Here is a 21,466-nt window from a genome sequence, read left to right as displayed (position 1 = left end):
TGTGCCAGATAGATTGCATTGACTGTCTTGGGGCCGCTTCGCAGCCCAGCGGGGATAAATCCCCTCGCCACAGAGTGTTGTGTCTGCCCCAACCACAGATGTTGTGCCAGCCTAGCCACAGGGACTCGTGCCTGCCCCAACCACAGATGTTGTGCCAGCCTAGCCACAGGGACTCGTGCCTGCCCTAGCCACAGATGTTGTGCCAGCCTAGCCGCGCTCGGAAGGCACCGAGGACAATTCGAACGGGCTGCTGCTGCGCCGCTGGTTGCGATCTTCCCGCGGCGTGGCGCCGAAGAAGTTGCGGTAGGCGCTGGAGAAGTGCGGCCCCGAGGAGAAACCGCAGGACAGGCCGATCTGGATGATGGATTTGCTGGTCTGCATCAACATCTGCCGGGCCTTGTTCAGGCGCAGCTCCAGGTAGTACTGGCTGGGCACGCGGTTGAGGTATTGCTTGAAGATCCGCTCCAGTTGCCGGCGGGACACGCACACATGCTGGGCGATTTCGTCGGTGGTCAGCGGCTCTTCGATATTGGCCTCCATCAGCAGCACGGCCTGGGTGAGCTTTGGATGGCTGGAGCCGAGGCGGTTCTGCAACGGGATGCGCTGGCGCTCGCCACCTTCACGAATGCGCTCGACCACCAACTCTTCCGACACCGCGCCGGCCAGTTCCGCACCGTGATCCCGGGCCAGGACCGCCAGCAACAGGTCCAGCACCGACATGCCGCCGCAAGCGCTCAGGCGATCGCGATCCCAGTCAAACAGATGGCTGGTGGCGATGACCTTGGGGAAACGTTCGGAGAAGTCATCCTGCCAACGCCAATGCACAGCGGCACGGTAACCGTCGAGCAAACCCAACTGGGCCAAGGGATAGACACCTGCCGACAAACCACCGATCACGCAACCGGCACGCACCAGTTGCTTGAGGGCGCTGCTCAGGGGCGAGGCCAGGGCGGTCGGCGGCTCATCGGCCAGCAGGAACAGCTTCTGGAACCCCTCGAGCTTGCCGGCCCAAGGCTCGCCCGGCAATTGCCAGGCGCCGGCGGCCGGCGGCTCGGCCTGCAAGAACGACAGCTCGTAGACCACATCCGGATGCACCCGCTGAGCGACACGCAAGGCCTCCTCGGCCAGCGCCAGCGTCAAGGCTTTAGTGCTGGGCCAAATCAGGAAACCAATTCGATGGGCAGTCATGGCGGGCGATCCGAAGCGAAAACAGTGTTAAAGCCAAAAGCGGCTGCAACCAAATTAGACCATCTGGCGCGCGGAGCGCAGCATGACCCAAAACAGGTGCGAAACGGGAGCGATTACTTGAGGCTGCCCGAAAGAAATTGTTGCAGGCGCTCCGATTGCGGATTGACCAGCACTTCACGGGGGTTGCCGCTTTCTTCGACGATGCCCTTGTGCAGGAACACCAGTTGGTTCGACACCTCGCGGGCAAAGCCCATTTCGTGGGTCACCACCACCATGGTCCGACCTTCCAGGGCCAGGGCCTGCATCACCTTGAGCACGTCGCCCACCAGTTCCGGATCCAGCGCCGAAGTCGGTTCGTCGAACAGCATCACCTCAGGCTCCATCGCCAGCGCACGGGCAATCGCCACGCGCTGCTGCTCGCCGCCGGACATGTGGCCCGGGTAGGCATCCTTGCGATGGGCCACGCCGACCTTGTTCAGGTAGTGCTCGGCCTTCTCCCGCGCTTCAGCCTTGGCCACGCCCAGTACGTGCACGGGCGCCTCCATGATGTTTTCCAGCGCGGTCATGTGGGACCACAGGTTGAAATGCTGGAACACCATCGACAGCCGCGAACGCATGCGCTGCAGTTGCTTGGGGTCCGCGGCCTTCATGGCGCCATCCTTGCCGGCGACCAGTTTCAGCTCTTCGTTGTTGAGCAGAATCTTGCCGGCATGGGGCTGCTCGAGCAGGTTGATGCAACGCAGGAAAGTACTCTTGCCGGAGCCACTGGAGCCGATGATGCTGATCACATCGCCAGCGGCGGCCTTCAGGGACACGCCCTTGAGCACTTCGTGACTGCCATAGCGTTTATGCAGGTCTTGGACTTCAAGCTTGTACATGCGGTCGGTTCTCACAAAACGTCAGTCGTTGAGCAGTCGATCGGATCGATGCGTTATCAGTGCTTGCGCGGGGCCAGGTAACCCAGCCAGCGGCGCTCGGCCAGTTTGAACAGGCGCACCAGGATGAAGGTCAGGCACAGGTAGAAAGCGCCAGCCGTGATGTAGGCCTCGAACGGCAAGTAATACTGCGCATTCACCGTGCGCGCCGCGCCGGTGATGTCGATCAGGGTCACGATGGAGGCCAGGCTGGTGGTCTGCAACATCATGATCACTTCGTTGCTGTATTGCGGCAGCGCCCGACGCAAGGCCGACGGCAGCAGGATCCGGCGATACAGCTTGTAGCGCGACATGCCCATGGCCTTGGCCGCTTCGATCTCACCATTGGGCGTGGCCCGCAGGCTGCCGGCGATGATTTCGGCGGTGTAGGCGCTGGTGTTGATGGCAAACGCCAGGCACGCACAGAACGTCGCGCTGGACAACCACGGCCAGAGGAAGCTTTCGCGCACGATCGCGAACTGCGCGAGCCCGTAGTAGATCAAGAACAGCTGCACCAGCATCGGCGTGCCGCGGATCACGTAGGTGTAGAGCCAGGCCGCCATGTTGACGATCGGCTGCTTGGATACCCGCATCAGCCCCAGGGGCAACGCCGCCAGCAAGCCGAAGAACAGCGACAGGGCCAACAATTTGAGGGTGGTCAGCAAGCCACTGAAATACAGCGGCAAGGCTTCATAGATGACGTTGTAGTCGAAGATCATAGATCAGCCGCCCTTACGCCTACCGAGTAGCGCTTCTCAAGGTGACGCAACGCCAGCAACGAGACACTGGTGATCACCAGGTACATCGCCGCCACTGCGAGGAAGAAGGTAAAAGGCTCGCGAGTAGCATCCGCCGCCTGCTTGGCCTTGAACATCATGTCTTGCAGGCCCACCACGGAAATCAGCGCGGTGGCCTTGGTCAATACCAGCCAGTTGTTAGTGAAGCCCGGAATCGCCAGGCGGATCATCTGCGGCACCAGCACCCGGAAGAACACCTGGAAGCCGTTCATGCCGTACGCCATGCCCGCCTCGGCCTGCCCCTTGGGAATCGCCATGAATGCACCGCGAAAGGTCTCCGACAGGTACGCACCGAAGATGAAGCCCAGGGTGCCGATACCGGCTGCCAGGGGGTTCAGGTCGATGTAGTCGTCATAGCCGAGCATCGGCGCCACGCGATTGAGCAAGTCCTGGCCGCCGTAGAAAATCAGCAGGATCAGCACCAGGTCGGGAATGCCGCGAATGACCGTGGAATACAGGTCGCCCAGCCACGCCAGCCAGCGCACCGGAGAAAGGCGCAACGCAACGCCGATCAGACCCAGGACGATGGCCAGGGCCATGGACGACAAGGCGAGCTCAAGCGTCAACCATGCGCCATCGAGGATGACAGCCCCGTAGCCTTTCAACATGATTCAGGTCCTCGAAAGTGGGATGAAAAAATGGCGCAAACCGCAGAGATCCTGTTGCTTGCGCCATTTCGCACGAGTGGCGGGACGTCGTTACTTGCCGTAGATGTCGAAGGCGAAGTATTTGTCCTGGATTTGCTTGTATTTGCCGTTCTCGCGGATGGCGGTGATCGCGCCATTGATCTTGTCTTTCAGCGCATCGCCCTTGCGAACCGCGATACCGATGCCGTCGCCGAAGTATTTCTCGTCGGTGAAGGCTGGACCTACGAATGCGAAGCCCTTGCCGGCATCGGTCTTGAGGAAGCCGTCATCCAACAGGGTAGCGTCTGCCACGGTGCCGTCGAGGCGGCCGGCGGCGACGTCCAGGTAGATTTCGTTCTGCGAACCGTACGGCTTGATCTCGGCACCCAGCGGGGCCAGGACTTCACGGGCGAAACGCTCGTGGATCGAACCGCGCTGCACGCCGATGTTCTTGCCCTTGAGCTCGGCCAGGTTGTCGCTGACCTGGGTACCGGCCTTCATCACCAGACGGGCCGGGGTGTTGTAGTACTTGTTGGTGAAATCAACGGACTTCTTGCGATCTTCAGTGATGGACATGGACGACAGGATCGCGTCGATCTTGCGCACCTTCAGCGCCGGTATCAGGCCGTCGAACTCCTGCTCGACCCATACGCACTTGACCTTCATTTCTTCGCACAGCGCATTGCCGATGTCGTAGTCGAAACCGACGATGCTGCCATCCGGGGCTTTCGAGGCGAACGGAGGGTAAGCCGCTTCGATACCAATCTTCAGGGGTTTCTCATCAGCGAAGGTCGGCAGGGACAGCACGGACAGTGCCAGGGCGCCAAGCAGCACAAGTTTCTTCATCTTGGGACTCCATCGGTAAAGGGCAAAAACGGCAGAGTGAGCAACAGCCCAATATGCGAATGGGTGGAACGAACGTGGGTGCTGCGTCCTGGGAAGCTCACGGTTTATTCGACGCGAGCCACGACGAGCGAGTGATCGGCATTCTAACGACAGGCCCGAAGCCGATATTTCTTCAATGCGACAACAAATTACAGAAGCACCGAGAAAGCGGTTCGAGCATATTGACAGCCCCGCAAATTCATGCAAGAGCAAAAGAAGGGAAACCGATCTATGCTGCAAATAGCGGGCCCATTATTCGCAAACCCTTCTAATCCGGCAAGCACAGCGTGTCGGCTTATTTTCCAGAACGCCCGAAGCCGCCCTATGCCGGGGCTTCGCGTTTCACATCGCCCCGTTGTGGCGCCTTTGGTTACACATTTCGAAACACCGGTAACGTTCAGACACCTCCCACTTCAAACGCCGATATTTATTCATTCGCCGAACCCGTGGCGAGGGAGCTTGCTCCCGCTGGGCTGCGAAGCAGCCCCAAGCCAGGCACCGCGGCCTTTCGAACCCCCAACCTGTGGCGAGGGGATTTATCCCCGCTGGGCTGCGAAGCAGCCCCAAAGCCAGGCACCCCGGTCTTTCGAACACCCAACCTGTGGCGAGGGGATTTATCCCCGCTGGGCTGCGAAGCAGCCCTAAAACCAGGCACCCCGGCCTTTCGAACACCCAACCTGTGGCGAGGGGATTTATCCCCGTTGGGCTGCAAAGCAGCCCCAAGCCAGGCACCGCGGCCTTTCGCCCCCCCAACCTGTGGCGAGGGGATTTATCCCCGTTGGGCTGCGAAGCAGCCCCTAAAACCAGGCAACTCGGTGTATCAGGAAGAATGAGTTGAGGATCTTGGGGCTGCTTCGCAGCCCAGCGGGGATAAATCCCCTCACCACAAGGGCTATATGACGCGCACAAAAAAGCCCCGCCAGGCAAATGCCAGGCGGGGCTTCTTGAGGTCACAAACCGCCGTCAGGCAACGTTCATGGTCTTGTGTGTCTCGATCAAGTGCGCCACCACACCCGGGTCGGCCAGGGTGGAGATATCACCCAACCCGTCGTACTCCGCCGTGGCGATCTTGCGCAGGATGCGGCGCATGATCTTGCCGGAACGGGTCTTCGGCAGCCCTGGTGCCCACTGGATCACATCCGGCGACGCAATCGGACCGATCTCCTTGCGCACCCAGTTCTTCAGTTCCAGGCGCAGGGCCTCGCTGGTTTCTTCGCCGGCATTGAGGGTGACGTAGACATAGATGCCCTGCCCCTTGATGTCGTGCGGCACACCCACCACCGCCGCTTCGGCGACTTTCGGGTGGGCGACCATGGCGCTCTCGATCTCGGCCGTACCCATGCGGTGGCCGGACACGTTGAGCACGTCATCCACTCGACCGGTGATCCAGTAGTAACCATCCTCGTCGCGACGGGCGCCGTCACCGGTGAAGTACATGCCACTGAAGGTCTTGAAGTAGGTGTCGACAAAGCGGTCATGATCGCCGTACAGCGTACGCGCCTGGCCTGGCCACGAATCGAGGATCACCAGGTTGCCTTCGGCGGCGCCTTCGATCAGGTTGCCGAGGTTGTCCACCAGCGCCGGCACCACACCAAAGAACGGGCGAGTAGCCGAACCCGGCTTCAACGCCGTGGCGCCTGGCAATGGGCTGATCAGCACGCCACCGGTCTCGGTCTGCCACCAGGTGTCGACGATCGGGCAACGTTCCTTGCCGACATTCTTGTAGTACCAGTCCCAGGCTTCCGGGTTGATCGGCTCGCCCACCGAACCCAACAGGCGCAGGCTGCTGCCATCGGCGCCTTCGACGGCGGCGGTGCCCGAGGCCATCATCGCGCGGATGGCGGTTGGCGCGGTGTAGAGGATATTGACCTTGTGCTTGTCGATGACCTTGGCCACCCGGGTGATGTCCGGGTAGTTCGGCACGCCTTCGAACAGCAGCGTGGTCGCACCGTTGGCCAGCGGGCCGTAGACGATATAGCTGTGGCCGGTGACCCAACCCACGTCGGCGGTGCACCAGTAGACCTCGCCTGGCTTGTAGTCGAACACGCGCTCATGGGTCAACGCTGCATACAACAGGTAGCCTGCGGTGGTGTGCTGCACGCCCTTGGGCTTGCCGGTGGAACCGGAGGTGTAGAGGATGAACAGCGCTTCCTCGGCGCCCATTTCCTTCGGTGCGCAAACGGTGCCGGCCACTTTCATCAGGTCTTCGTACCAGATGTCGCGGTGCTGGTTCCACTTGATGCCACCACCGGTGCGCTTGCACACGATGACTTTCTGGATGCTGCTGGTTTCCGGGTTGGTCAACGCATCATCGACGTTGGCCTTGAGCGGGATCTTCTTGCCGGCGCGAACGCCTTCGTCGGCGGTGATCACCACTTTGGATTTGCAATCGATGATCCGGCCGGCCAGCGCCTCAGGGGAGAAACCGCCGAACACCACCGAGTGAATCGCACCGATCCGGGCGCAGGCAAGCATCGCGACCACAGCCTCAGGGATCATCGGCATGTAGATGGTCACCACGTCGCCACGATGCACGTCCTGGCCACGCAGGGCGTTGGCGAACCTGCAGACTTCTTCGTGCAGTTCGCGATAGGTGATGTTGCGGCTCTCGGACGGGTCATCACCCTCCCAGATAATCGCAATTTGATCGCCGCGCTCGGCCAGGTGACGGTCGAGGCAGTTGTAGGACACGTTCAAGGTGCCGTCGGCGAACCACTTGATATCGACATGGTGATCGTCGAAGGAGGTCTGCTTCACCGTGGTGAAAGGCTTGATCCAATCGAGGCGCTTGGCCTGCTCGCGCCAGAAGCCGTCCGGGTTGACGACCGACTGCTGGTACATGGCCTTGTAGGTCGCCTCGTCAGTCAGCGTATTGGCCGCAACCTCGGGACGAACGGGATACACAGAAGCCGCACTCATCTTTCTTACCTCGGTGAATAGTTGTTTTTGTATGGTCCCGTTGTAGCCCGGGGCGGGCCTATAGAACCATTCGACGATGGTAGTAACAAGTCCCTACAAAATGTCGGTACTAACCTGAAACCCCCTCCCGCCAGGCTTTTCCCTGTGTGGGAGCATGCCCCCCCTCCCACAGTTTGTCCTACACCACAGACCCAATGTGGGAGCGAGCTTGCTCGCGATGACGGCAGCACCTCCAACATAGATGCCACAGACAACCCCACCACCTGTAGCGATTATTACCAGATCAACCAACAGTGTTTATCAAAACCAAGGCTTTTTGCGCCCAGCCCCACTCCCTAAAATTCATCTCGCCAACCGGCAAACACGATTAACGCAACACAGCCCCCACGAAGGCCGTTAATCCAACTTCCAATACACGTTCCACACGCAACCCCAAAAAGGTTGCGTGACCCCACTCGACCTCAAGAAAGGTGAATTAGATGAAAGCTTTATGGGTTCTGGTCCTCGGCAGCCTTTGCGCCACCGCGATGGCAGACGAGGTCCCGACCGATGTCGCACAGCAAAAACCCGCCATTGAGGAGTACACCTACTCCACCCACCTGGATATCGCCAAAGTCATTTCCATGAGCGACATCCCCAATGTCTGCGAAGTAGTGCCAGCGAAGATGGAATACGACGACTCCAAGGGCCAGCGCCATATCCTGCGCTACAGCGTCATGGGCAACGGCTGCTCCAACGGCTGATCGACTTCGAACGAACCAGGAGCAACCACCATGAAAAGCAAACTGTTCTTCGCCTTGGCCCTGTCGGTACTGGCCGCCAATAGCTTCGCCGCCGACGGTTTCGATCGCACCGGTTCCGCCGCCGCCACCGACCGCTACAACCCCACGGATGCTGCCACGGTCGCCACCGACGATCACAACCACACCGACCCGACCACGGTCGCAGCCGATGGCAACGACCGCACCGGTTCGGCCCGTACCGATTGATCATTACTGGCATTTTCCACGGCCCGGTTTCGATCGGGCCTGGTTGTGTCTGGAACCGCTGAAAACCCTCCGAAAACACAACATGTAGTGCAAAACCGCAAAAAACGCTCGTTTTTTGATCAAAACCAACCGCCGTTCGACCCAGGCAAAAAAAATCTTCGGCGGCCAAAGCCTTGTAAATACTCGCTCCCACGCAGATATGCCCTTCGCGACGCCTTCTGTGAGCCATTTCGCCGCAGCACGTAGGCAAAAAAGTCCTTATAATGCCGCCTCAAACGGGCCTGCAATATTCCCTTACAGGGGATCAAGGCTGCCTGAAGCCCACGCCAGCGCCAAATGCCTCCCGGCGTTCTGCGCCGCTTCGGAACGACCCGTACATTTTTCTGTTTATTGCCTGCGTCAGCTGCTGCAACAAACGATTTTTCAAGATCCACCGCGGCCAGTAGGCCTTCATCGGGCATCTGGCCCTCACGCAGGAGACGACACGTCATGCTGAGCTGGGACGAATTCGACAAAGAAGACGGCGAAGTTGCTGTAAAAGGCGCCAACGCCGGCCACGCTTCTGAAGCCAACATGGACCGCCTCGACAGCGCCGGCGGTGCCGCCGCCCTCGAAGCCCGGGCCGTGACGGCCAACGACTCGGCCGCGATCATTCGCGCCAAGGCCGCCCTCGACAAACTCGATGTCGCCGAAGGCCTCGCCGAACTCGAAGGCGCCTCCGCCCGTGTCGCCGTCGATGAAAAGCGCATGATCAACTGCCGCGCCGACCTCAACCAGCTCGTACCTTTCAAATACGACTGGGCCTGGCAGAAGTACCTGGACGGCTGCGCAAACCACTGGATGCCGCAAGAAGTCAACATGACCGCCGACATCGCCCTCTGGAAAAACCCGGAAGGCCTGACCGACGACGAACGCCGCATCGTGATGCGCAACCTGGGCTTCTTCTCCACCGCTGACTCCCTGGTTGCCAACAACCTGGTCCTGGCCGTGTACCGCCTGATCACCAACCCGGAATGCCGCCAGTACATCCTGCGCCAGGCCTTCGAAGAGGCGATCCACACCCACGCCTACCAGTACTGCATCGAATCGCTGGCCATGGACGAAGGTGAAATCTTCAACATGTACCACGAGATCCCATCGGTCGCGAAAAAAGCCGCCTGGGGCCTGAAGTACACCCGTTCGATCTCCGATCCGAAGTTCGAAACCGGCACCCCGGAAACCGACAAAGAGCTGCTGCGCAACCTGATCGCCTACTACTGCGTCCTGGAAGGCATCTTCTTCTACTGCGGCTTCACCCAGATCCTCTCCATGGGCCGCCGCAACAAAATGACCGGCGTCGCCGAGCAGTTCCAGTACATCCTGCGCGACGAATCCATGCACCTGAACTTCGGCATCGACGTGATCAACCAGATCAAAATCGAAAACCCGCACCTGTGGGATGCCGAGATGAAGGAAGAAGCGACCCAGATGATCCTGCAGGGTACGCAGCTGGAGATCGAATACGCCCGCGACACCATGCCTCGCGGCGTGTTGGGCATGAACGCGGCGATGATGGAGGACTACCTCAAGTTCATCGCTAACCGTCGCCTGTCGCAGATTGGTCTGAAAGAAGAGTATCCAGGCACGACTAACCCGTTCCCTTGGATGAGCGAGATCATGGACTTGAAGAAAGAGAAGAACTTCTTTGAGACGCGAGTGATTGAGTATCAGACGGGTGGGGCTTTGAGTTGGGATTGACTCCTCAGCCAATTTCGGTTTGACGATGCTTCGCTGCATTGATAAACAACAACGAAAGCCCCGACAAAATCGGGGCTTTTTATTATTCAACGTTTAACTTTCCAATACCGCAGTCACATAAAGAAGATAGCCATTAAAGGTCACACAGAAAAATTCATTATATAAAAATCATTAAAAGTCAATTTTAATTATACTCGCACACCCCACCAAGAAGCGGAGAACAGACAGCATGCTGGAAGCAAAATTCTATGAAACATACTACTTCTGCAACATAATAAAGAATATTTTGCACTATCCAGATGACTACCTTAGAAAGCTTAATGCATTTTACGGTGATGGGACTATTTATTACAGACTGGGCACCTTTAGAAAATATTCCGCCCTACATGAACTCATAGAATTTATAATCGAGGATGTTTATTACGAACAAGCAGATGAAAAATTCTTGTCAGAAAAGAAAGCACTGCTTGAACGCTTTAGAGAATTACCTATTCTTTTGCGACATATGAGGCCCTGCACATTGCCCATTGAGCGAGCTCTAGAGTACCACCAAATGACGCATCAAAGCTTCGAAGCTTTTCTAGACAATCAAGAAAAACATTTTACCGACTGTAACGCAGATGACGTCTATGAATACATTCTAGAGCTGCGAGAAAGCGGAATCTTCGAACTGCTAATTGAGCACATTACAAAGGAAGTATTTCATGTTCTGTTTCAAAACCGTGAGCTAGTAAAAGTCTTCAACATCATGATGGCCGACGCCCTCGAGAGGGAAGAGGACTCCACTCCTCCAGTAGAAATTGAAGAGCTATTTTCAAAGCCGGGCATATTGAAACGCGTAGCCATCCCCAAATGGGTGCGCCGCGCAGTTTTCTATCGAGATCGAGGCCGTTGTGTGCTTTGCGATAAAGATCTATCTGGCCAAGTAAATTTGGAAAATCAAGAAAACTATGACCACATAGTACCACTAGCAAAACATGGCCTAAACGACGTATCAAACATCCAATTGCTTTGCAAAGAGTGCAATCAGAACGAAAAACGCGCCGGCGAAGCTGTTACATCAAATAAATATCAGTCTTGGTATAAATACTAATCACATTATATGCCCCTCTATCAAAAATAGTCATTACACCCACTTGAAACCACAAAGATAGACAATTTTTTCAGATATAGCACATGCATCGACGGTACAAGAGTTCGACATTCTTCATAAAATCAATGTCGAACTGAGAGCCTTGCGCACTGTACTGCTTGGCGTCCTAAAAATAAAAAATCATGATATCTACCTTGTCCTGCTATACATACTCTGCGCAAGACACTAAGGGATCCCGAATATCGCATAAGTTCTCTTTCTCCAAGATTTTTTTGCTCGCTACCTCATACACAACTGATGCAATTTTACTGGCCAGCAATGGCGGCACAGCATTTCCGACCTGATGAAACTGCTGAGTTCGATTTCCTTGGAAGAAGTAGTTATCAGGAAATGTCTGAAGTCTAGCAGCCTCTCTGACTGTCAAGCTTCGGCATTGCTTGGGATCGTAGTGAATAAAATAATGACCATCTTTGGATATATGGCTAGTAATAGTTGTAGCCGGAAGATCTTCCAACTGCACTCTAAAACGATCACTGAACTTACCACTTTTCCAGTTTTTGTGTGCAGGTGCAAGTCCCGAGAGCGAGAATTGCAAATGGCCTTTTGGAGATGTCTTGTACGCCCGGGCGTAGACACTGGCAAAAATATATCTACGCAGGTCTGAAGGCATATGCCCCCGCGCATCATGATTCAGCCAGTATGCCAAATTGTCATCACGATACCAGCGGTCCAAGTGTTCATTCTTGGTCCTTCCATCACCTTGGCGGCGGGGAACTCGAAGCGCCCCTACCTCCAGAGAAGCCGATAGCAGAGAGTCACGTGCGATTTTCATCTCAGAGCCCAGCATCGGTTCAACTTTAGAGTCGACCTCGGATCTGAGTTCATCGAGCTGGTTTGCAACCTCTCTGTACCAAGCCTCGTTGTCATCACGCTGCTTGGTCAAGCGACTACGCAGTTCGGGAAGATCACCCAAGACCTGCTTTGTACTGACTCGCTCAACTATCTCGAGGATGCTTCCATGCTCGGGAATATTCCCTTGGCTATCCAGAGCTATACCTAAAAGGATTACTCGATGCCTCGCTTGAGGAATTCCATGCTCCTCAGCCTTGATGATAAAACCACGAGGGTCCACCTTGAGCACATCCTCACCCGGACCGAAAGACTGGCCAGTTACAAATGAGCAGATGCGGTATTTTGTGCCAGGAGCAGAATCACCGAGCGCTTTGTTAGGATCAGTAAGGTCTTGCAATATCTGCGCGAAGATACCCTTACCGGCAACCTTCGAAGACAAAATTCCTTTTACGTTTTCCATTACGAAAACCGCTGGCTTTCTCTCCTTGATGATCCTTAGATATTCCCTGTAGAGAAAATGTCGGTGATCATTTTCGGCGTTGTAATCGGCCTTGGCTTGGTTGCGCGCTCGCCCAACAATTGAATAGGCTTGGCAAGGAGGGCCACCAATCAGCACCCAAGGTCGATCTTCGAGTCGCTCGTCCAGAATATCGTCGAGCTCTCGATCACCTCTCTCTGACCCCAAGGTGATGCACCTAGCCTCTTTCTCAGCTTCATCCCACTGGGCTTCGCTCATATCACTGAAAGGCTTCGCACTATGGCCGTTGCAAAAATCGTAGTAGTCACATAACCGATCAGGATTTTTCAGCTTGAGAAGTCTGTAAAACGCTCTCAATTTGAGTGTTTCCCGAGCAACGGGGTCCATTTCGGCAGATACCACGATTTCGAACCGGGTTCCGTTACCAGAGGATGCGAACCCCTCACCAAGGCCTCCAGGTCCCGCAAAGAGATCGACGATCTGGATCGGCCTTGAAAGCTCAGTATCACATTCGCTGGCGGTAACTCGGCCTAACGGTAAATTCATCTGGGATTCAGTCATGGATATAGTCAGTAAAGAAGTCAGGTCTCGCATGATGGCCGCCATTCGTGGTAGCAACACGTCTCCCGAAATGAAGGTCCGCAAGCTGCTTCATCGGCATGGTTTCAGGTATCGATTACATTCTCGAAAACTTCCAGGTCGGCCAGACCTAGTGCTTCCTCGCTACAACGTCTGTATTTTTATCCACGGCTGTTTCTGGCACAGGCACCCAGGGTGCCGATATGCCAGTACCCCTTCCACCCGAATTGACTTTTGGCACCAGAAATTTGAGCAAAACGTGAATCGGGACCTAAGAAACCGAAACGAACTGCTGCAATCTGGATGGCGCGTCATTGAGCTTTGGGAATGTGGAATACGCCGTCCGGAAGCGGATATGTACTGGTTGCTGAAAACGATTCCGGATTGTAATCAAAAATTCGTGGCCTGGCCCGAGTTTCCCGCTAGCCCCCATCTGCCATGAGAATTCACGGGCTTCAGTATTCGATTTCCAACCGTTCCAGCAGATACTTCAGTGCCCCCTTTTCCCCTCTCGAGAGGCTGGTGACGCGCCCGGCCACCAGTTTCTTGAGCGCATCCATATTCTTTGGCGAAGCAACCCCGTTCTGTCTAGCCTGCTCCATGATCTCAGCAGCTCTGTCGGCCAGCCCTAAGAGGGCAATATCAAAATCGACCTCCTGGTTCTTGATCGCCTCTCGCTGCCCCTGCCGTGTTTCATCTCCGTACTCCTGCAAGGAAACTCCATACTGCTTCATTGAATGTCCGGGTAAACCAACCCTTCCCTTGACGTACTGCGTCCAGCAGAATTCCCTCTTGGCGAACTCGGATACGTTTCGCACGCTTTCCGGAGGCGACTTGAGAATCTCGGACACCGTCCAAGCCTCCGCGAGCATCCAATCGAGGAGAGCCCGAGGAACCTCCTGCTCTCGCCAGATTCTGTCCAGATCGATTTGAAGGTCACCTGCTCGAAACCCCTCAGCACAAGCTGCAATGGTGTAGGTGACTATCTGGGCCTTGTAGCCACGATCACTGCGGTACCATTCAGAGCTCTGCACAATTTCATCGAGTCGGAGAAAAAGGAGAGCCTTGGCCATGGCACGACGAAACCACGTTTCCGTAACCTTGGAAGCGTCATCCAATCCAGCAAGCACTGTTATGAACCTGCTGAAGCATTTCTGCGCCCCTTCACTGACATGATGAGGCTTGCCTTCAAAAGAAAGCTCGTATTTGGCGAGATCGGTCTTGGTTAGTAGCTGGGATCTCGGATAGATCAGCTCAAGCCTGCTGCGCTCGGCCTTCGACTTGTAGGCAAAAAGATTCTTGTATTGCCCCCTGGCACGCTCGTAGAACCATTTGCTGCTGTGTAAGGCGCCCGCTCTCTGCGGAACAGCCACATCCTTGGAAAGTCGCTCAATCCTAATCTGGACCGGGCTGTTGGATGCTAAGTCGGCGAGGGAAACTTTGTTCTGGGTGTTCGCATATTCGGAGATACAGGGAACCACCTCCTCGAGACGCTCCTCGTCAACAACTGACAGCTTGACCTGAACATACACCTGATCGAGATTACGCCCCAGCCCGTCTCTGGCATAGAGCAAGGATGCTGTAGTCTGGCCACCATTGACGATCTGAAAACCTCTGATGCGGGAGATGGCAAACCTACCTCCTTCCTGCTTGCAGGTATCAACCGCTGAAGCCGTGGCAGTAATTCCGTTGTTATAGGCAAAGAACATTCCGGGCTCTTCCGCAATGGTCCGGAGGATGCCCTTGTTCACACTGGTTCTCGCCTGCAGATAGCTCCTGACATTCTGTTCCAACAGCCGATTGCCAAATGCTGCAAATACCTTCGCCAAAGCACCTCCAGGCATAGCAAACAGGTAGCTCTGATAACTATCGGCTCCGGTCAATATGGGTAGACACTCGATAGCTCCTCCAAAGTCCTCATCGAAGTCGATCTGGACCGGCTCGCCACCGACGGACGAAATTCTTGCATAGCGCTCGATATCTAGGACGTTGACGTGCAACGTCAACGGACCGACATCCCGGGTCTCGAAAACACTCTTGCGGACGCGGAGATGGCAGTTAGTGAAGAGAATGACACGCAGACGTCTGATTCTGCTGCCGTACTGTTGAATCAGCGCAGCAAGCTGATATGCAGGGCTTGCCTCCTCCAGACTGGCGACAAACTTTTGGCTCATGGCGGCCTTGAAGAACCGTTCAACACCGTCGACGACCTTGTCCACATCTCGGCTGTTGATGGCAGGCATGGCCACCTCCTGCCGATAATCGCAGACTGCAAGATAAAACTCGCCGACCTCGGAGCTGTCATCGCTGAGCATGCCCAGCGCGTAACCATCAACGCGATATCCTCCAGGACCTTCCTTCAGCACCGGACAATAGTCCATGTCCGGCGTATCCCCATTTTCTGCTGCCAGAGTCGAATAGACCCGAAAAAATTCGGTAATTTGCAGTTCATGCCCAGCAACACTGCCGACGCGCACTTCTTCGAGTAGCTCCTCGTACTCTTCCTGAAGCTCAGCCATTGATCAGCGTCCCCAGATCCATCTGCTCAATTCGGTAATCCTCGACAGTTTCACAAGCAATGTCGTATTTCACCCGAGTAATCCCGTCAGGGACGGTAGAAGGGACGAGTCGCGGAAAACCCTCCGCAACGCGGTAGACCCTTACAGCATCTAAGTTGAATTCTTCACTGGCATAACCAGCGTCATGCTGATATCCGACGAGGAACAACTTCCGCTGAAACTCCATCAGACCGGAATGGCTACCAGAAAGCCGGAAGGAAATATCCGCAACAAGTGACGCTAGACTGATTCCAGTTTCCGAAACCGTGAATCTGTGTAGAGCCACACAGAGCTCCCGTCCATCACCATCAAGCTGTTCAAGCGAGGACACCCTGATCAAGAAAGGCTGGGTAGAAAGCTGAGATTTGACTTCGATTCGAACATTGTTCAGGCCGATATCGTTGGTATCGCCGTCCGGCCCCCGCCACCCTCGGGTGACCACTTCAGGAGCAATCCCGCAATCGTCGATTAACCACTTCACCAGACAGAGCTCACCGAGCAGACCGAGCCTCTCCCTGAAAGACATTTCCTGCGACCGTCCTCGACGTAGCAGATCTGCCCAGCGATTCAGCCGCACGGCAAATATGTTCGCGGCTCCGGCAGGGGTTTCCGATCGAGAAGATGCATCTGCGAGATCTGCGCAGATGATCGAGAAGAGATCCTTCAACTGATGATCCGTTAGGCAGAGCACAAGACGATGCCCCCCGTCGATCTCGCAGTGACGGACTGACACATTCTCAAACTCCGGCAAGTTTGAGCCATTCAGCTCAGACGCGTCGGACTCCAGAATGAATTCTCGCTCGCCTAAACTGGAATAAGAGATGAACATATCTAGGAGATGATCTGGGCACACCCTAAAGCGCCCAGCTCCTCGACCGAGATGCACGATCTCATCCCACTTGGCAATGAAGTCACTCATCACTATCGAGTTCTTCATCCGAATCAGCCTCCTGCCGCTGGCGCTCCATCATCTGGGCCAGACGCTTGGTCACCGCATATTCACGCGGTCGCGGATCCACCCCCGTGTCGGGAAATGCGAGACTGATCGATACCACAGGCTTGCCAAGCTCAAAGTTAAGTTTCTTGTCTTTCTCCGTGTCTTTCAACCCGAACGCCAGAAGGTGTATTAAGAGGAGAGGCCGTGTCCTAGCCATCAGGTACTGTTTCTCGGGGCTAAACTTGGAAAACTCTGGAAATTCCCCCTTTAACTTCTCAAACTGTTCGGGCAGATCCTCTCTTTCGCCATACGGAAGATCAGTTCGTGCAGCATCTGCAACGACATCTTTTGCCGTTATCTTCACCACACTGGGGTCGTCTGATTTGGAAATCCCGTTTTTTCGTACCCGACAATAGATATTCTGGCCCTCACGAGCGAAGGGAAAGTTTATCCCCGGATCACCGGTTCGCCGGAATGGGATTGCAATGTCCCATAACGCCAGTTCTCCGTCGGCGCGGTCAGAAATATAATCTGACGTGAGGCTCCGCCCCTCATACCCCAATGCAAAATGCAGTTGTGGAAGCTTGAACTTCCCTAACAACTCTTGTACCAGCGCAACACCAACTTTCGTCCATACCCTAGCGCCGTCATCGGGCTGTTCATTATTAGAACAATCTGTTACAAGTTTCTCCACGAGAGACATTACAGCAGCGTAATGGTCGTCATTGGTATTTCTGTCATTGAACAGCTCGAAAGCCTGCAGATGCTTTGTAGAAAGATCAACTGCCATCAGCACTGGTTTGGTGGCCCGCATCTTGTTCGCGGCAGTAATAGCAATACCTGTGGGACTTTGGCGAACTTTAAGGCCAAATTCATTAGGCGTAATACCCATCCGCTCCATGCGAACGAGATCTTCCCGTAATTCTTCCACCGCATCGCTTACCTCGCGAAAATCTCCTAACATCTCACTAGTAGCGTGGATCCGACACAGCCGCTCATAACCCGGTCGATAGCCAAACCAGCGCCCCATCTGCAATAGTGTGTCTGCAGCACCGACATTTCTCAGGACGTACGATACTGCGAGCCCCTCCAGCGTAAGCCCACGTGCCAAGGCCAAACCGCCGACTGCTATAACATGCATGCCGGTCTCTGGAGCTTTCGTGTAATCCAGACCACCGCCTTGCATGTTTACCAAGCGGACCTCGACAGATGCCAAGCCCCGCCGCAACGCGCCCCGAACATCATCCCAGTTGAAATCACATTGCTTTCCATATTCCTTTTCCCAAGATTGATGCAGTCGTGCAAGCAACTGCGAACTTTCCCATGAGCTGCTGGAGGCCCAAGCATCAACAGCAGCCTTAAGATCCTGAAGCAATAAATATATGAGGTCGTGGACTTGACGTTGAACGGCGTTGAATCTACTAACATTTACCAGCATCGACGAATGCCTGTGGCTCTCACCCTCAAGAACACGGATTGCTCTGAATAGGGCGTATTCAAGAACTGCATCCTTGAGACTTTCCGGCAGCTCGCTAACTGGCTTCACAGACTTGTGGCTCAATGGAAGCAGATCAAGGTAGTCTTCGGGTATTTCGCGAATGCAGGCCTCGAACAACTCGCCACCGTCGGAAAACAACTTCTCGGCACCGATGTAATTTCCTGGCGGCTCAAGTGATTTAATGAAGTGTTCCGGAAAAAGATCATCCTTGAGCATGCTATCTTCGGTATCCGGATCAATGAAAATATTGGCAAACGGCGTCGCCGTATAGCCAACATATGAAGATCGCCGCGAACAGTTCAGCAATTCACGTATCCGAGCATTGATGCGTGTGGTGACGCCCGGATCCTTTGCCGTATTGACCGAAGCATTGTCCGCTTCGTCATCGATTAACAACATCGGCCCCTCGAGCTGCCCCCCCTGACGGAGGCCCCTCAGCCAGTCGGCAAGACGAGCCAAAACCTGTTCATTTTTTTTGGTAACAAATAGAATTGGATCGGCAAAATTGCCTTCAGTAGCTCCAACACCTTTCGCCGTTTTCACACTGAAATCTGCATTCTGCGTAGTTCCACAGAAGGGATGCCTTATTTCCCCCCCCTCATCCTCGAGCCCCTTGAGGACATATGAGACCGGGTATATTTCCGAAACAAAGTTGTCGCCGAGAGATGACTTCCCAACAAACGCCTGATCCAGCCTGACCTGAGTCTGATATCTCAACGAATTGGTCAGCCCAGCGAGAACCACGATTATCCGATAACCTGCATCCGCAGCCTTGGCGATTAAAGCAGAGTAGTTCGTGGTCTTTCCCGACTGCACATGACCCATAACCAGACCACGACGGCGCCAAGAATCAACCTCCAGAGGATCGCCCAGATATCCCATAATCTCGTCGGTAACCTTGTCGACGGACTGGACTACCTGAATAGGAAGAATCGAATGATCTAGCCAATACTTCTGCAGTCGGCGCCAGTAGTAGGAGTCGATCTCCCCCTTCCGTCCAGGGTACCACTCTTGGAAATCGGTCTTGAGGACATGCCCCTCTCCCTGCTGGGTGCCATATATCGTTTCCAGATGTCTGATCAGGCGAATCGCCAGCTCTTCATCGAGAATACTTGCCAGAGCAGAGACTTCCTTCACATGTGTTTCCAGAAATCCTTGCGGTACTGGAAACCGCCCCTGAATCCGTCTGTCTATCTCAACTCGCAGAAAGCTCAAGCTAGCATCAAAGTCCATTCGACATTCCCCATTTCCTAGTCGTATTTTTACGAACATAACTTTCCGTATAGGTCCACTGACTTGCAAATGGCTCCATTCCGGCGATGAATTGCAGAAACCCCTTCATCTCCGGAGTGCTATCACAGCTCTGCAAATAGTTGATCATGCATTGATCAATCAGCGACTCAAACTCCTCCACAGAAGTGGAACACTGACTCACTCCTGCCTCGGCATCTTTCAGAAACATCTCAGTCGGGAAATAGGATTCAAGCAACCGAAGCACCGCATCGAAATCCCCAGACAAACCGGGTTGTTCCATAAGCTGGGCCACCATTGGATGCTCGCGGTTCACGCGATAGCGGATCTGCCCGTTCTTTACATATCGCCGCCAGACCGAGTGGACCTCAAGTCTATCCAGAGCAACACCCTTGTTGCGATGCACTCGAATCGAGCGCTGATTGAAACGCCTCACCACGTCCTGCAGCCTGCGCTTCAAAACAGCGGGTAGCTGGGCATCGGATTTATCCACGGTTATTCGCCACTCGGCATCCAGCGTATTCGGCAAATCCACCCGAACCCGCGTCAACTGAGTGAGCTCCCCATGCGGCACTAGACGAAACCAAGTCCCGTAGATGATTAGACGTCGATTCCTATATACATAAAAACCTTGGTTTCGGACCATGCCCTCTGGTCCGCCCAGCTTTTCCTGATCCTCAGTCGAGAGTTTAGAAAAATGGGGCAGGACATAGGGCTGAACCGTGATCTGCTCCCCACTTGGCATGACGATATTTTCCGCATCCAGTGTCTGGGTAGCATTATGTGAGGTCATAAAAGGATCGATAGGGAGGAGCTGATTTCCATTGATGACAATCGTCAGTCGTCGCTTGCCCTCACCGGCAAGGTAACGATGAAATATCAGTGAGAGTTTCTGAATGGCGTGGGCAATAGTTTGAGTGAGCGACTCGTCGACTGAAACGCTGTGCTCTCGATTCAGAAGCCTGTCTGAGTGACTCCATATAACCTCTGTTCCGGAAGGAGTATCCGGCGTTCCATCAAGTAAGTGCAGAGCATCGGTTCCCTCCACGAGGTCCATGCTCCAGTCATCGATGTCGTCAATATCCCAGCGTGCGGCAGTAATTGCGCTCTGCTGCCAAGAAACAACTGTCAAAACACGCGCTTGGGAAAGTGATGCAGATTTCAGTCCCCATCCGAATCTACCCAGATCATCAGGCTCGCGTTCGACTTGAGGGTTGGCGCTGGCGGGGCGCATAGCGACGGTCAGGGTCCCTCTCGCCATACCAACACCGTCATCTCTAATCCTTACCACCACATCATCCGGTTTCGGGACAAAGGTAATATCCACCCGTTTCGCCTGTGCCTTGATGCTGTTATCTATCAGGTCAGCCAGAGCTGCTGCCAGATCGTAGCTGCCAAAGCTTCTGGCAGTGGCCATCAAGTCTCTAGCCAATGGGGGATTGGTAATTTTCATTCTCTGTCCTAGAGCTGCACTGCTTCCAAAATAAGCTCACTGCACAATAGACGAGTAAGTTTGCCCCATCAATAAATAGATGGCTCAGCGCCATCAATCGAGACGAAGAAAAGGCAGCTACCCCAAAGCCATTTAGAGAAATCTCGACGGTTATCGACTTGAACTGAAACATGATGGAGCACTTCGAGAGGTTGACCGTACAACATTGACCCCCTAGGCTTTCGGTTCGGCGCCTAAGAAACGCCTCAACCAGAGCGGCCCTCCGCACCCGACAGTCAGCGGCTTTTTTTCGCCTGCGGTTTCTCTACGCCTGCGAAAATTCCCCGTTATGTCGGGAGTGGGCGAATACAAGACCCGAAAGGGGAATATGTCTGAACTGGTCAAGTAATCCCGGACACCGATTACGGTGTTTATGCCGCTTTTTGCTCCATGGCTATTGGCGACAGGTAGTTGTTGTAGCTGTGGAGCCTGGTGCGGTTGTAGTACATGAAGAAACGCACCATGTCCGTTTTTGCCTCCTCGATCAGGCTGTAGCCATTGCGAGGTACCCACTCTGACTTCAGCGTGCCGAAAAAACGCTCTGTTGGAGCGTTGTCCCAGCACTGTCCCCGATGGCTCATGCTTTGCACAATGCCGTGGCGGGTCAGTTCTTCTTGAAACTTGCGACTGGTGTACTGACATCCTTGGTCTGAGTGAAACATCAGCCCTGGGG

Annotated in this window: 18 protein-coding genes; 5 read left to right on the top strand and 13 right to left on the bottom strand. The window is 54.8% G+C overall.

Features of this window, described 5'->3' with window-relative positions; all coding sequences use genetic code 11:
- Positions 1–207 precede the first annotated feature (207 nt).
- From BLP82_RS16070 to acs, 6 genes are all read right to left on the bottom strand, one after another.
- Positions 208–1,188, bottom strand: coding sequence for a GlxA family transcriptional regulator (locus BLP82_RS16070; protein ID WP_060741007.1), 981 nt, complete (start codon positions 1,186–1,188; stop codon positions 208–210).
- Positions 1,189–1,301: 113 nt separating this feature from the next.
- Positions 1,302–2,066: an ABC transporter ATP-binding protein gene (locus tag BLP82_RS16065; RefSeq protein WP_053124413.1), complete on the bottom strand. Its 765-nt coding sequence runs from the start codon at positions 2,064–2,066 to the stop codon at positions 1,302–1,304.
- Positions 2,067–2,122: 56 nt separating this feature from the next.
- Entirely contained in the window at positions 2,123–2,821 is a 699-nt protein-coding gene (locus BLP82_RS16060) for an ABC transporter permease (RefSeq protein WP_092169833.1), read from the bottom strand.
- Positions 2,818–3,507, bottom strand: a complete 690-nt coding sequence (locus BLP82_RS16055; protein ID WP_014339811.1) for an ABC transporter permease — start codon at positions 3,505–3,507, stop codon at positions 2,818–2,820. Before BLP82_RS16055 ends, BLP82_RS16060 begins: the two co-directional genes overlap by 4 nt.
- 90 nt (positions 3,508–3,597) lie before the next feature.
- Positions 3,598–4,371: an ABC transporter substrate-binding protein gene (locus BLP82_RS16050; RefSeq protein ID WP_072408612.1), complete on the bottom strand. Its 774-nt coding sequence runs from the start codon at positions 4,369–4,371 to the stop codon at positions 3,598–3,600.
- Positions 4,372–5,373: 1,002 nt separating this feature from the next.
- Entirely contained in the window at positions 5,374–7,329 is a 1,956-nt protein-coding gene (gene acs / locus BLP82_RS16045) for an acetate--CoA ligase (RefSeq protein WP_092169829.1), read from the bottom strand.
- A gap of 479 nt (positions 7,330–7,808) precedes the next feature.
- On the opposite strand from acs, the gene BLP82_RS16040 reads away from it, so the two are divergent.
- Both BLP82_RS16040 and BLP82_RS16035 read left to right on the top strand, forming a co-directional pair.
- On the top strand, positions 7,809–8,072 hold the full coding sequence (locus tag BLP82_RS16040; RefSeq protein ID WP_025215112.1) for a DUF2790 domain-containing protein: 264 nt from the start codon (positions 7,809–7,811) through the stop codon (positions 8,070–8,072).
- 30 nt (positions 8,073–8,102) lie between these two features.
- The gene (locus BLP82_RS16035) at positions 8,103–8,318 is read left to right on the top strand and encodes a hypothetical protein (protein ID WP_092169826.1); all 216 of its coding nucleotides are present in this window, start codon (positions 8,103–8,105) and stop codon (positions 8,316–8,318) included.
- 119 nt (positions 8,319–8,437) lie between these two features.
- Here the strand turns inward: BLP82_RS16035 and BLP82_RS30555 are convergent, their stop codons facing one another.
- Complete coding sequence (locus BLP82_RS30555) at positions 8,438–8,779, bottom strand: hypothetical protein (RefSeq protein ID WP_139197865.1); 342 nt, start codon at positions 8,777–8,779, stop codon at positions 8,438–8,440.
- Between the two features lie 28 nt (positions 8,780–8,807).
- Here BLP82_RS30555 and BLP82_RS16030 point away from each other — a divergent pair, with 28 nt between their 5' ends.
- Positions 8,808–10,055, top strand: a complete 1,248-nt coding sequence (locus BLP82_RS16030; protein WP_092169823.1) for a ribonucleotide-diphosphate reductase subunit beta — start codon at positions 8,808–8,810, stop codon at positions 10,053–10,055.
- Between the two features lie 229 nt (positions 10,056–10,284).
- Entirely contained in the window at positions 10,285–11,148 is an 864-nt protein-coding gene (locus BLP82_RS16025; RefSeq protein WP_092169819.1) for an HNH endonuclease, read from the top strand.
- Positions 11,149–11,350: 202 nt separating this feature from the next.
- On the opposite strand, the gene BLP82_RS16020 is transcribed toward BLP82_RS16025, so the two are convergent.
- Positions 11,351–13,039, bottom strand: a complete 1,689-nt coding sequence (locus tag BLP82_RS16020) for a DNA cytosine methyltransferase (RefSeq protein WP_371914137.1) — start codon at positions 13,037–13,039, stop codon at positions 11,351–11,353.
- Between BLP82_RS16020 and BLP82_RS16015 the strand changes: the two genes are divergently transcribed.
- Complete coding sequence (locus BLP82_RS16015) at positions 13,038–13,499, top strand: very short patch repair endonuclease (protein ID WP_092169815.1); 462 nt, start codon at positions 13,038–13,040, stop codon at positions 13,497–13,499. The two genes, BLP82_RS16020 and BLP82_RS16015, sit on opposite strands and share 2 nt — an antisense overlap.
- A 13-nt stretch (positions 13,500–13,512) precedes the next feature.
- On the opposite strand, the gene BLP82_RS16010 is transcribed toward BLP82_RS16015, so the two are convergent.
- The 5 genes from BLP82_RS16010 to BLP82_RS15990 all read right to left on the bottom strand — a co-directional run.
- Complete coding sequence (locus BLP82_RS16010) at positions 13,513–15,576, bottom strand: AIPR family protein (protein WP_092169811.1); 2,064 nt, start codon at positions 15,574–15,576, stop codon at positions 13,513–13,515.
- Positions 15,569–16,552, bottom strand: a complete 984-nt coding sequence (locus tag BLP82_RS16005; protein WP_092169807.1) for a PD-(D/E)XK motif protein — start codon at positions 16,550–16,552, stop codon at positions 15,569–15,571. Before BLP82_RS16005 ends, BLP82_RS16010 begins: the two co-directional genes overlap by 8 nt.
- Complete coding sequence (locus tag BLP82_RS16000) at positions 16,527–19,283, bottom strand: Z1 domain-containing protein (RefSeq protein ID WP_170842324.1); 2,757 nt, start codon at positions 19,281–19,283, stop codon at positions 16,527–16,529. The genes BLP82_RS16005 and BLP82_RS16000 overlap by 26 nt, the downstream gene beginning before the upstream one ends.
- Complete coding sequence (locus BLP82_RS15995; protein WP_092169799.1) at positions 19,273–20,754, bottom strand: ATP-binding protein; 1,482 nt, start codon at positions 20,752–20,754, stop codon at positions 19,273–19,275. Before BLP82_RS15995 ends, BLP82_RS16000 begins: the two co-directional genes overlap by 11 nt.
- Before the next feature lie 410 nt (positions 20,755–21,164).
- On the bottom strand, positions 21,165–21,466 hold a 302-nt coding region (locus tag BLP82_RS15990; RefSeq protein WP_139197864.1), incomplete at its 5' end, for an integrase core domain-containing protein.

Origin of the sequence: Pseudomonas sp. NFACC37-1 (genome assembly GCF_900101575.1) — a bacterium.
Classification (GTDB): domain Bacteria; phylum Pseudomonadota; class Gammaproteobacteria; order Pseudomonadales; family Pseudomonadaceae; genus Aquipseudomonas; species Aquipseudomonas fluorescens_AA.
Note: the sequence above shows the minus strand (reverse complement) of the source record. Positions and strands in the feature narration are given on the sequence as shown.